The sequence below is a fragment of the Gloeobacter violaceus PCC 7421 genome (genome assembly GCF_000011385.1).
Taxonomy (GTDB): domain Bacteria; phylum Cyanobacteriota; class Cyanobacteriia; order Gloeobacterales; family Gloeobacteraceae; genus Gloeobacter; species Gloeobacter violaceus.
The window spans coordinates 4,443,656-4,456,261 of the sequence record NC_005125.1 but is presented as its reverse complement, the minus strand read 5'-3'; the positions used below and the strand labels follow the sequence as shown (position 1 = coordinate 4,456,261).

The window sequence follows — 12,606 nt, the reverse complement described above, 5'->3', positions numbered from 1 at the left end:
ACTGCGTGGCTTGACGGCCATCGGCCATAAAACCGCCGGCCGGTGAAATCTGCTCTGCTGCTGCCGGTTCGTCTTCACAGGCCTTCAGGACTCCTGTGCCCGCACCCGCGCCCTAGCAGGACGGTTGGACATGGGATGTCTCCAGTATTTTGGGTGAAGTGCGCACCGTGGGACTTCATTACTGCCTGCGCAATATCTGGAGAAAATGGATCAGGCAAGACGCGCAATCGCATCTCTCAAAGCCGCCGAATCTCATCCGGCTTACAAAGCCTGGCTTCTGTTATTGCCGTTTTGGTGCCCATGGTTATGGCGAGCAGCAGGTGTTGGACGACAAAGCGGCGATTACCTTGGGATTGGTATCGATCGAGATTGCTCGGTTCTTTGCGCCGCAAGCCAATAAACCGGACCCTCAGACGCGGTAGGCACCCACGGCATTCGGCTCGACCCCGCTCGGGTCTTTCGTTGCGGGCTCGGTCGATTCGAACGCCCTTTCAGCCAGGAACATCAAAAAGCCGATGTTCACCCAGAAGAAGACGTGCAGAAATTCGTAGCCGATGAACATATTGAGCACAATCCCGATAGCGCCCAACAGCAGAGCAAGCAGGCGCTCCCGCTGCTCGTCGTCCATAAGCGCCAGTGCCCGGAAAAAGTTGCCGAACAAGCGCGCAAGCATTGCCACGACCAGCCCGAAGCCGATCAAGCCGGTCTCTGCAAAAATCTTCAGAAAATCGAAGTTGGGATAGTAAGTCTTCGGCAGAAAATCCTTGTTGCCCATGGCCACATAACCGACGAACGGTCCGTACTGCCCGGCACCGATCCCCGTGAACAAATTCGCAAGAATAATCGACACCAGATTGCCTGCGTTCGAGGCACGCTCGACGACCGCGCCGCTCACCAATAGATCGTCAAAGGTATCGCTAAAGGTAGGAAGTGTAGCGATGTAGTAGCCCAGAGGCGGAAGCAGCACCGCGGCCCCCAAGACAATGCCCACCCGAAAGCGCTGGTAGACCCAGAACAGATAGAGTAACACCAGCAAAATTGAGACGATCGAAAATTTGGATTGAGAGATGGCCAGGGCCGCCGCTCCCAACAGAGCAATCGGCCAAAAACGCCCGATATAGCGTCTTGTAAGCATCAATAGCAGCGGCGTCAAAAAGACGATTGCAAACTGCTGCGGTTCGGCAGTAGTCCCCGCCAACCGGGGCAGCGCACCGCCGGTTTCCCATACTCCCAGGTAACCGCCGAAGGGGTGGGCAAGCACTTCGTTGTCCGTCGTAAAACCCTGGAAATAGAGAAATAGGAAACCATAGGCCGCCGCGATTGAAAGACCTCCTGAAAGCAACAGCAGCCGAATGAGCGTATTCTCAATTTGCGAATGGCGGCGCAGGGTGAAATAGACCACATAGGCCGAGGCAAACGAGGCAAGATATTTTGCTATATCCGAAGCGAACAGGGGCAGATCGAAGTAGGCGTTGAACACGTCCGGATTGCCCAAAAATCGCAACAAAAAGTCCACGCCCAGATAGACCACAAACAACACCACAGCCCCCAGGTATCCCCGGGCGAGCCGCCCCGGCCCGGGAGCGACATTGAACAGCAGTGCCGCAAGCACAACCACCAGCCCGAGCCAGCCCACCAGGCGCTGAATCGGCAGCACCACCCCCAACACGTCCTCGGGAATCCGCAGCCACACGAAGCAGTAGAGTGCCGCCAGCAGACAGCCAACCGTTCTGAGCATCCGAATCATCTTCAAGCTGGGCTCAGAATAGCAAATATCTCGCTGCTGGCTGCGTCCTATTGCTGGGCCGCCTCCGAGCCGACCAGAATCCCTGGCGCGTGCTCCAGCACGCGGCGCAGAAATTGGCCGGTGTAGGAATCTTCAACCCCCGCCACCTGCTCCGGGGTGCCGGTGGCCACGATCTGGCCGCCCTTGCGGCCCCCTTCCGGACCGAGGTCGATAATCCAGTCGCACACGCGCAGCATATCCAGATTGTGTTCGATGACGACCACGGTATTGCCGGTATCCACCAGCTTCACGAGCACGTCGAGCAATTTGTGCACGTCGTAAAATGATAGACCCGTGCTCGGTTCGTCGAGCAGATACAGCGTCTTGCCCGTCGAGCGGCGCGACAGTTCGGTGGCCAGTTTGATGCGCTGCGCTTCGCCCCCCGAGAGGGTCGGGGCGGGCTGTCCGAGGCGAATGTAGTCGAGCCCCACCTGCCGGAGCGTCTCCAGCTTGTTGATCGCCTTGGGGATGTTCTCAAAAAACTGGCAGGCTTCCTCGACGGTCATCTCCAAGACATCGGCGATCGTTTTGTTTTTGTATTTGACCTGGAGGGTCTCGCGGTTGTAGCGCTTGCCCTTGCAGACATCGCACTGCACATAGACATCGGGCAGAAAGTTCATGGCGATGACGTTGACGCCTTCGCCCTTGCACGCCTCGCACCGCCCGCCCTTGACGTTAAAGGAGAAGCGGCCCGGCTCGTAGCCGCGAGCCTTCGCTTCGATGGTCATCGAAAAGATTTCGCGAATGGCGTCGAAAGCCCCGGTGTAGGTGGCCGGATTCGAGCGCGGCGTGCGGCCGATGGGCGACTGGTCGATGACGATCACCTTGTCGAGGTGGGCGACGCCCTCGACCGCTTCGACGCCCACCGGCCGGGGGCTGGTGCGGCCGAAGTGGTGCTTGAGGTAGGGGTAGAGAATTTCGTTGATGAGCGTCGATTTGCCGGAGCCGGACACACCGGTGACACAGACGAATTTGCCCAACGGAATTTCGACGTCGACCGAGCGCAAATTGTTGCGCGACGCGCCCCGCATGGAAAGGCTCAGACCGTTGCCGCAGCGGCGGGCGGCGGGGGTCTCGATGCGCCGCCTGCCCGAGAGGTACGCGCCGGTGATCGACTCGGGGCAAGTCACGATGTCCTCGACGGTTCCCTGGGCCACCACCCGGCCGCCATGGACTCCGGCACCGGGGCCGATGTCGATTAAATGATCGGCGGCGCGCATCGTATCCTCGTCGTGCTCGACGACCAGAAGCGTGTTGTCCAGGGAGCGCAGCCTGAATAGCGTGCGCAACAGCCGCTCGTTGTCGCGCTGGTGCAGGCCGATCGACGGTTCGTCCAGCACGTAGAGCACCCCGGTAAGCCCCGAGCCGATCTGGGTGGCGAGGCGGATGCGCTGGGCTTCGCCCCCCGAAAGCGTGTTGGCCGAGCGATCGAGGGTGAGGTATTCGAGGCCGACATCGACCAGAAACTGCAGCCGGGCGCGAATTTCCCGCAATACCTCGTGGGCGATGCGCGCCTGCCGCTCGCTGAGGGTGAGCGTGTCGAGCATTCCCAGACAGGTGTCGATGGGCACCGAGGTAAATTCCAGAATCGAACGGCCCGCAATTTTGACTGCCGTCACCTGGGGCTTGAGGCGGGTGCCTTTGCACTCGGCGCAGGGCTGGGAGACGATGTACTGCTCAAGCTTGAGCTTGACCCGGTCGGAGGTGGCCTCCGCCAGACGGCGCTTGAGCCCCGGGATCACCCCTTCAAACTTGGTGAAGTAGCCGCGGGTGTTGTTGTAGAACGACTCGGCGTCCACGAACACCCGCTCCTCCGATCCGTAGAGGATCGTCTGCCGCTGGGTGCGGGTCAGCAGATGCCACGGGGAGGCGGGGGAGAAACCGAGTTGCTTGCCCAGGCTCTTGAGCAATTCGCCGTAGTAGGGATTGCTCGACTCCGCCCAGGGCAAAACGGCCTCGCTCACCGGTTTGGCCGGGTCGGGCACCACCAGATCCGGGGAGAATTCTTGGATGGCTCCCAAGCCGTGACAACTCGGGCAGGCGCCGTAGGGCGAGTTGAACGAGAACATCCGCGGCGAGAGTTCCTCCATCACCGAGCCGTGTACCGGGCAGGCGTAGTTGGCGGAGAAGACCATTTCGATGCCCACTTCGCTCTCGCTGTCGTGCAGGCCGTGGTGTCGGGAAATTTCCACCAGGCGCGCACGCTCCTCGTCGTCGCGCGGCAACAGTTCGACGACGACCGTCCCCTCGGCACGCTCGAGGGCGGTGGCGAGCGAATCGGCCAGCCGCTCGGCGATCCCCTCGCGCCGCACCAGCCGATCGACGACGATCTCGACGGTGTGGCTTTGATTTTTTTCAAGCTCGATCTTTTCGCCCAGTTCGTGGACGCGCCCGTCGACGCGCACCCGCACAAAACCCTCCGAAGCGAGGGCCGAAAGCAGCTTGGCGTGGGTGCCTTTTTTGCCGCGCACGACCGGAGCGAGCAATTGAAAGCGCGTGCCCTCCGGCAACTCGAGCACCTGATCGACAATCTGCTCAATGGTCTGCGGCTCGATGGGCAGACCGCACACCGGACAAAAGGGCTTGCCAGCCCGCCCGAACAAGAGGCGCAAATAATCGTAAATCTCGGTGACCGTGCCCACCGTCGAGCGTGGGTTGTGGGAGGTCGATTTTTGGTCGATGGAGATGGCGGGGCTCAGCCCGTCGATGTGATCGACGTCGGGCTTGTCGAGTTGGCCCAAAAACTGGCGGGCGTAGGCCGAGAGCGATTCGACATAGCGGCGCTGCCCCTCGGCGAAGATCGTGTCGAAAGCCAGCGAAGACTTGCCTGAGCCTGATACCCCTGTTATCACCACCAGCTGGTTGCGGGGAATCTTTAGGGAAATGTTTTTGAGGTTGTGCTGGCGTGCCCCCTGGACGTGAATGCAGTCTCTGCCGCCGTTGCCGTTCATCATCCCTTGCGCCCTGGTTGCAAAAATCTGAACAACGCTACCCAATGGTATCCGCCGCCGAAGCCGATGACAGAACCGGGCGTGCCGTCCAATGTACCACGGACATGGACGGATATTCACGAGCGCTGCTGTGCTTTCGATCGGCCGTTTCCGAGTAAAGGCGCGCGGGGCTCCCGATGGCCTGCCAAGGGCAGATTCGGCAGCCAATCCCACCGCCGCGGACCGCACCGTGCATCAAAAGCGCCGATTATCTCGGCGAATTCGGCAAGTTAGCCGAGCTACTTTGCTTGACTTCTTTGCCAGATGTCCTAGACTATCAAGGCGTTAGTAGTTTTACGAAGTTCACATATGCCTATAAAACACGCACCCTCTTGGCTCGACACGCACCTTGCGAAAACCTGGTTGAAGTGGTCCCTTGGCGTGTGCATCCCGCTGGCGGCAGCGGCCCTAATTCCGGCGACATCGGCGCTTTGGTCCCAGCCGGTTGCCGGACAGACCACCGAAGAAGACGTGATCGTCTCCGGCCCCGATAGCCGTCTGTTTGATCCGGAGTTCGACCAGGACGAAAACCGCTTCGTTTGGTCTGGCAACGACGGCAAAGTTTGGATTGGCAAAATCGATCCGGTAACGGGCAACTTCGATCCGCCCTCGGGCAAGTTTCGCCTCGTGGCAGAGGACGCCGCGCGTACTCTCGAGGTCGGCAATGGTCCAGAATGGGTCTACTCCAGTGTCGGCGATCAAATCACCTACACGGCCCTCGATGCCAACGATGTGCGCTTTCTGGCCAAGGCCAAGTGGGACGGCAGCAAGTGGGTGCCGTCTTTTCTGGAGGATGGCAAAAATGGCTTTGGACCGATCGGCAGCCTCGATAAGGGTGACCCGAAGCCGCGGATTTCTTTTCCCAAAGTAGTCAACAACGGTTCGGCCCTGATTCTTAAGTGGCGCGATCTTGACAATGCCGAGACCGAGGAGCGGGTGCCGGGCGAGCAGGTGCAGGGGTTGCGCTGGGTGCCCGGCAAGCGCCAGCTGACGGTCAACGCCGTGGTCAACGGCGTGCGCCAGGCGTTTTTGTACGATGTCGACACCAAAGTGTTCGAACAACTCACCTTCGATGCCGGCCCCAAAGAAAGCGTCTTTATGTGGCAGGCGCCGGAATTCGACAACGAATATATCTTCTTTGCCCTCACCAACGAGAGCAGCCTCGGGGTCTACCGCAAAATCGACGGGGTGTGGACCAAGATAGCCACGGTCAAACCGCCCTCTAAGGGCAAATTTGTTCAATCTCCAGAGCCGTTTGTGTACAACGGCAAGTCGTACTTGATTATGGCTTCCTCCAATAGCCCGCAATCGACAACCCGCACGGCCCTGACCGACATCTGGCTGGCGGGCATCGACTCGGCGGCACCCTTTTATTACCAGTGCAGCGACCCGTCGGAGAAGACCCGCAAAGACCCCGAGGTCTTTATCACCCAAAGCGGACCGTATCTTTACTACTCCGCGGTGCCCGCCCCCGGTGAAAGTGCAGTGATCTACCGCTGCGACACCAAACTCGGCCCCCCTCTTCCGTAGCTGTGCTGTCAAACGGCTTGCCCTGGAGCACGAAGGCACCGGGGCGCTCTGTTATTGGGACGGTCCAAGCCCGGTGTCGGTCCGCAAAATTGCCGGAGTCTCAGGGTCCAGAAAGACCAAAAAGTAAATATAGGGCCCGTTATCGGTGACAAACACTTCCGGATCGGTGCGCACCCGAGCCGTCGCATCGCTCAATTGCCGATAGAAGGGTGCGGTCGGGTCGATGCCCGCCAGCCAGATGTCGGTAGGAACGGTGCGGCTTTGCGAGTCTGAGGACGTGGAAGTGACCATGAACACATAGGATTTGCCGTTGTGGACCAGAGGCTCCGGCGACCAGAGATAATCGCCCGTCGAGGGGGGTTTGAGGGTTGCAAAGCGCGTCCAGCGCCCTTGAATCCGGCGGTAGAGCCCGAGGTGCGTCTCGTCGACAAGGGCCAGCAGCACCAGCGCGCCGCCAAATTCCGGCGCCTGCCAGAGAAAGGGAGCCTTTTTGAGGCCCGGATCGAAGGTGAGTTGCTCGGAGATCTGCCGGTCGATGTCGTAGGTAAACACCTGTCGCACACCGCCCGCTTCCTGAACAAAGACAACGGCGCGCCGGCCGGGGACCCAGCGGCTGCCCGGGTAGGTCGCTCCCGGCACCACCGTCTCGCTCGCCGGATTGGCCAGTTCGCGCCAGAAGCTCACCAGTCGGCCGCTAAGATCGCGACCGACGTAGGAGATGCGCGGGGCCGGGTCGGCGCGGTCGAGGCTGCCGAAAGGGCCGAAGCGGTCGGTACCGTTTTCCAGAATGTCCCCCGACCAGGTCTTGCCGCTGAAGCGGGCGCGGCCGAGGGCATAGCCCCCATCTTCGTCGTACTTGGTGTAGACGATCTGGGCGCCGGCCTGACCGTAGACCCACTCCGGACCATTGCCGACCACGTCGGCGGGCACTGCTCCGGTGTCGACGAGGACCGCTTTGCCGGAGGGGGGGATAAAATTGCCGCTCGCCCGGTCCACCCGCCCAATCCAGACACTGCCCTGGGCGTCGACCCAGGTAAAACGGCCGCTGGGTTGGTCGAATTCCGGGTCGATCACGCCGGGTTCGGAGACTTGCACGTCCTGCGTCGCGGACTGGGCTGTTGCCGATGTCTGGGTACAGGCGTTGCAGGCGATGACGGCCGGTAGAAGGGCCACGGCGAACCGCTGGGGGATACCGAGTGATACAAGCATCGGATCTATCCTCTTGCAGGTGCAAAACAGGTGGCGCTACCGGAGAACACCCAGACCGGCATTGCAGCGGAAGATTGCCGTAGTCTCGGGGTCGAGGTAGGCCAGGTAAAAAACAACTGGACCTTGTGCAGTCAGAAAAAATTCCGGATCTTTGCGGACCCTTGGCGTTGCATCGCTCAGTTGCCGGTAGAAGGGTGCCGCCGGCTCGATCCCCGCCAGCCAGATGTCCGTGGGAACCGTTTTGCTCGCCTGGTCCCGGCTGGTGGAGGTAGCCATGAAGATATAAGATTTGCCGCCGTAGACGAACACCTCGGGTGAAAAGAGATAGTTGCCTACCGCAGGTGGCTTGAGTGTGGCGATGCGGCTCCAAGCTTCCCCAAGTTTGCGGTAGACCCCGATGCTGCTCTGGTCTACCAGGGCAAACAGTAAATACTCACTGTTGTATTCCGGCGCCTGCCACAGGTAAACGGCTTTTTTCGCCCCGGCGTCGAAGGTGAGTTGTTCGCGCACTTGGGTGTCGATATCGTACAAAAACGCCTGGCGCCCGCCGTCCACCACGGCGCTGTAGGTCATCGCCCGCCGCCCGGGAACCCAGCGGATGCCGGGATCGGCGTCGGGGACCACCGTCTCGCTGGCCGGATCATCCAGTTGCCGCCAGAGGACTTGCTGCTGTGGTCCGGTGTAGGCAATGCGGGGTTGGGGATCACTTCTGTCGAGGCTGCCGATGGGCTGAAAACGGTTGCTGCCACCCTGGAGCACTTCGCTGCGCCAGCCCTCTGCACCGGCTCGGGCTCGGGCGATCGCCCTGCGCCGGGCCTGATCATATTTTGTAAAGACGATTTGTGGCCCGGAAGCGCTGTAGACCCATTCCGGACCGTTGACGACCGCGCCGAGGGGTACCGCCCCGGTATCCACCAGCACGCTTTGACCCGAGCGGGGAACGAAGTCACCCGTAGCCGGGTCCACATGGCCGATCCAGACGCTTCCGAAGGTGTCCACCCAGGTGAAGCGGGCCGCAAGCGAATCAAACTCCGGGTCGATCACGCCGAGTTCAGAGACCTGAACGTCGAGCGGTGCGGGCAGGGCGGCGGGTGCCCACGCCAGGGTTGCCAGGAAAAGCGCCAGAGCAGTTCCGACGCATTGCCGAGTGCACATTGAGGAATTCCTCCCATCGCAAAAAGGTTGTCAACCCAACGGATTGCAGGCGCAAAGCGGTGCCAGTGGGGTCAAAGCCCGGTCTCGCACCGGTAGATAGCCGAGGTGAGCGGCGTGAGAAAGGCTAGGTAGTAAATCATCGGACCATCGTCGGTGACGAAGACCTCCGGATCTTTGCGCACCCGGCTGGTCGCATCGCTCAGTTGCCGGTAGAAGGGGGCCTCCGGATCGATCCCCGCCAGCCAGATGTCCGTGGGAACCGTCTTACTTGCCTGATCCCGGCTGGTCGAAGCGACCATAAAGATGTAGGATTTTCCCTCGTACACCAGCAGTTCCGGCGACCAGAGAAAATTGCCTGTCGACGGCGGCTTCACCGTGTTGATCTTCGTCCAAACTCCGTCGATCTTGCGATAGATGCCAATCTCTTTTTCGTCAATCAGTGTAAAGAAGAGGTACTCGTTGCCGTACTCGGGTGCCTGCCACATGAAGATGGCTTTTTTGATGCCGGCATCAAAGGTGAGCTGTTCGAGCACACCGGCATCGACGTCGTACATAAACCCCTGCCGCCCGCTGCCGACTCTTTCGGTGAGCACCAGAGCCCGCTTGCCGTCGACCCAGCGCCCGCCCGGCGGTTGGGAACCGGGGATTACCTCTTCGGTGGACGGTTCGTCGAGCCCTCGCCAAAAAGTCACCTGTTTGCGGTTCTCATCGCGGCCGATATAGGAGATGCGCGGGGCCGGATCGCTGCGATCAAGACTGCCTATCGGTCCGAAGCGACCCTGGCCGTTCTCCAAAAACCCCCCGATCCAGACACCGTTCTGCTGAAGGGCGCGGCCGAGGGCGTAGCGGCTATTGTCGAACTTGGTGTAGACAATCTGCGGACCGGCACTGGTAAAGACCCACTCCGGGCCGTTGCCGATCACTTCAACGGGTACTGCCCCGGTGTCCACTGCGATGCTTTTACCGTCGAGGGGGTCGAAGTTGCCCGTCTGCGCATCAACATTGCCGATCCAAACGTCGCCTGCGCTGTCGACCCAGGTGAAGCGGGCGTTGGCCTGGTCGAATTCCGGGTCGATAATCGGTGCTTCGGTAATTAATATGTCGGTCGGTACGAACTGGGCAAATGCAGTTTTGTGTAGGCTAGTACCGCAGAAGATCGCGAAAGATAGTGACACAATAGCCGGCAATTTGTAGAAAGTATTCAGCATCGAGAAGGTGCCGTAGGGTTGACAAATACGGTGAATCGTGAGGGCGTAGTTTCTCCAGGCAATGGTGAACGGGTTGTCGGCGAGCTCAGGAAATTCAGTGCATGAGACGCCCGGTTTCCCGCCGATGGACAACCAAAGTGAGTATATTACAGACGCGCAAAATTCCTCACGGGGTCAGGAAAGTCCTGCCGCTTCACGGCGAGCCGCTGTTTGCATCCGCCGCAAGATCTTTACAAGATTTTTCTTCGCCCTTGCCGAGCGACGGTTTATGTTGATGAAATACAGACTTTCAACGAGAACGGTCAAGCATGTATCAGGGCACACAGAATCGTTGCTTTCCGACGTTCCCGGGCCGTTTATCCAATCGCGGACTGCGCTGGTCCCCCCGTCGGATCCCGGCGGTACTCGCCGCGGTGTGGGGCGTTTTGTCATGGCTGTCCACGGGTTACGCCCAGGAACTGGTCGAAGATGTGATTGTCTCCGATCCAACTGTGCGGCTGTTTGATCCGGAGTTCGATCAGGCGGGCGACCGCTTCACCTGGATCGCTCAGGACGGCCGCGTCTTCATCGGCTACGTCGATCGGGCAACGGGCAATTTTGTGCCTCCCAACGGAGCGGCGGTACTGGTGGGCGAAGGTGCGCTGACGGTGCCCAACGAGGTGGGCAACGGCCCGGAGTGGGTGTTCGAGAAGGAGTACGGGCCTCAGATCGTGTACACGGTGGCGACCGCCACATCCGGGCGGGTGCTGGCCCGCGCCCGCAAAGAGGGCGAGGTGTGGGTCTCCAGCGTGCTCCCGTTCGGCAACAACCGCTTTGCGCCCATCGGCAGCCTGGATCGGGGTGATAGCGTCCCGCGCATCTCTTACTTGCAACGAACGACCCAGCAGGCTACCACCGACATTCTCACCAAATGGCGCAATCTTGACGATTCCGGCAGCGAAGGGTTGGTCCCCGGCGACGACGTGCAGGGCCTGCGCTGGGTGGAAGGGCGGCGGGCGTTGACCTACAGCGCTGTAGTGGACGGCGTGCGTCAGGCGTTTTTGTACGATGTCGACACCAAAGTGCGCGAACAGTTGACCTTTGACAACGGTCCCAAAGAAAGCATCTTTATGTGGCAGGCGCCCGAATACGCAGAAGAGTATCTTTTTTTCACTCTCATCAATGAGAGCAGCCTTGGGGTCTACCGCAAGGTAAACGGGGCCTGGAGCAAGGTTTACTCGGTGAAGCCGCCGTCGAAGGGCAAGTTTATCCAGTCGCCTGAATTTCTCAAGCACAACGGCAAATCGTACCTGTTCATGGTCACCTCGGACAATCCGCTGTCCACCAACAAGGATCTGCCTTCCGACATTTGGCTTTCCGGAATCGACCCTGCTGCGCCCAATTTTCGCCAGTGCAGCGACCCGAGCGAAAAGGTGCGCAAAGATCCAGAGGTCTACGTCACCGACCTCGGTCCTTTTCTTTACTACGCGGCAAAGCCGGAGGGCGGCTCTTTTCCACTGATCTACCGCTGCGACACCGGGCTCGGTCCGAAGCAGTAAAAGCTACTTGCGGCGCAATTCGACCGCCCCGTTGCTAAATTCCGCCAGCCCGTCGGACTGCAGATAGGCACGGGCGCGCTCGTCGCCTTTGAGATAAGCGTCCCAAAAGGCGGCAGTAGCCACTTTGACATAGCCGAAGATGGCCGTCTGGTCGCCGCCGCGGGCGCGCGGGCCGCCGCCCATGCGTCCTCCTTCCATGCCGCCACCCCCTTGCCCGCCGCGCAGCCTCTCGCGCAGTCTTTCGCGCATCTGCGGGGGGAGATTGCCCATCCCGCCCGCCCCCTGGGCCGGCTCACCCTCCTCACCGGCGAAGCGGCCGGTGTAGGAGCCGTGGTTCGCCCCTTCGATCAGCAGGCCGTACTTGTCGCCGCGCGGGGCGAAAGTAAACGGTTCGAGCTTCTCCTGCGGCCCCTGGCCTGTGATCCCCCGGTCGAGCGAGCCGGTCACCGTCATCGTCGGGCGGTTCATCGCCTCCCACGAGCGCTCGGTGAGACCTTGCTGGCCGCTGCCCTGGGCGGAGAGCAACAGAATCGCCCGCACCCGGTTGTCTGCAAAGCTCACGGCCCGCCCGCCACCGGGAATATCGATGCGTGCGCCACCGATGAGCATGGCGCTAAAAGCCCCCAGCGAGTGGCCGCCCACTCCGATGCTGCGCGCATCGGGTTTGCCCTTGAGGTCGGGGATCTGCCTTTCGAGTTCTCCCAGGGAGCTGATCACAAAAGAAATGTCCCGGGCGCGGTTTTGCCAGGCCCCCGGATCATTGGCCAGGCGCTTTGCCGACTGGAGCATGCCGCCCGTTTGGGCCTGACCTGTGGCCCGCTGCAGGGCGATCGAATCGGCGTGGGTCGGATTGAGGCACACGTAGCCGCGGCTGGCCCAGAAGCGGGCGATCAGCGCTTTTTCTTTGCCGGAACCGCCCGAGCCGTGGGAGAAGACAATCACCGGGTAGCGCCCCGGTTGCTGCGGATAGGCCGCGTACACGGGCAGTTCCTTGCCCCGTTCGCGGTCGAAGAGCACCACCTGCTCAGCCTCAGCGACGGCGTAAGAGCCGTCGGCCAGCAAGGCTTCGCTTTGCAAAGCGAGGGCGACAGGGGCCGCCGCCGCCGGGATCGGCGGCAAAGCCGAACCGGCCAGCAAGCCCGACAGTGCCAGAAGGACAAAAAAGCGCATGTTATCTCTCCGATTGAATC

The 12,606-nt window shown here is 60.8% G+C and carries 9 protein-coding genes; 3 read left to right on the top strand and 6 right to left on the bottom strand.

Annotated elements, in window-relative coordinates; translation table 11 throughout:
* Positions 1–149: 149 nt before the first annotated feature.
* Positions 150–422, top strand: a complete 273-nt coding sequence (locus GLL_RS21815; RefSeq protein WP_164929481.1) for a hypothetical protein — start codon at positions 150–152, stop codon at positions 420–422.
* On the opposite strand, the gene GLL_RS21810 is transcribed toward GLL_RS21815, so the two are convergent.
* Together GLL_RS21810 and uvrA are read right to left on the bottom strand one after the other, a co-directional pair.
* A complete protein-coding gene (locus tag GLL_RS21810) occupies positions 410–1,738 on the bottom strand; it encodes an O-antigen ligase family protein (protein ID WP_164929480.1) in 1,329 nt (442 codons plus the stop codon). The genes GLL_RS21815 and GLL_RS21810 overlap by 13 nt on opposite strands.
* Before the next feature lie 56 nt (positions 1,739–1,794).
* The gene (gene uvrA, locus GLL_RS21805; protein WP_011144220.1) at positions 1,795–4,740 is read right to left on the bottom strand and encodes an excinuclease ABC subunit UvrA; all 2,946 of its coding nucleotides are present in this window, start codon (positions 4,738–4,740) and stop codon (positions 1,795–1,797) included.
* Positions 4,741–5,139: 399 nt separating this feature from the next.
* Between uvrA and GLL_RS21800 the strand changes: the two genes are divergently transcribed.
* Entirely contained in the window at positions 5,140–6,306 is a 1,167-nt protein-coding gene (locus GLL_RS21800; protein WP_164929479.1) for a hypothetical protein, read from the top strand.
* 51 nt (positions 6,307–6,357) lie between these two features.
* Here GLL_RS21800 and GLL_RS21795 read toward each other — a convergent pair whose 3' ends face one another.
* From GLL_RS21795 to GLL_RS21785, 3 genes are all read right to left on the bottom strand, one after another.
* Positions 6,358–7,515, bottom strand: coding sequence for a hypothetical protein (locus GLL_RS21795; RefSeq protein WP_011144218.1), 1,158 nt, complete (start codon positions 7,513–7,515; stop codon positions 6,358–6,360).
* A gap of 36 nt (positions 7,516–7,551) precedes the next feature.
* A complete protein-coding gene (locus tag GLL_RS21790; RefSeq protein WP_011144217.1) occupies positions 7,552–8,670 on the bottom strand; it encodes a hypothetical protein in 1,119 nt (372 codons plus the stop codon).
* A gap of 71 nt (positions 8,671–8,741) precedes the next feature.
* Positions 8,742–9,845 (bottom strand): hypothetical protein, encoded by a 1,104-nt coding sequence (locus GLL_RS21785; protein WP_164929478.1) that lies wholly within the window; start codon positions 9,843–9,845, stop codon positions 8,742–8,744.
* A gap of 458 nt (positions 9,846–10,303) precedes the next feature.
* Here GLL_RS21785 and GLL_RS21780 point away from each other — a divergent pair, with 458 nt between their 5' ends.
* The gene (locus tag GLL_RS21780) at positions 10,304–11,416 is read left to right on the top strand and encodes a hypothetical protein (protein ID WP_231848272.1); all 1,113 of its coding nucleotides are present in this window, start codon (positions 10,304–10,306) and stop codon (positions 11,414–11,416) included.
* 3 nt (positions 11,417–11,419) lie between these two features.
* Here GLL_RS21780 and GLL_RS21775 read toward each other — a convergent pair whose 3' ends face one another.
* On the bottom strand, positions 11,420–12,586 hold the full coding sequence (locus GLL_RS21775) for an alpha/beta hydrolase family protein (RefSeq protein ID WP_011144214.1): 1,167 nt from the start codon (positions 12,584–12,586) through the stop codon (positions 11,420–11,422).
* Positions 12,587–12,606: the final 20 nt, after the last annotated feature.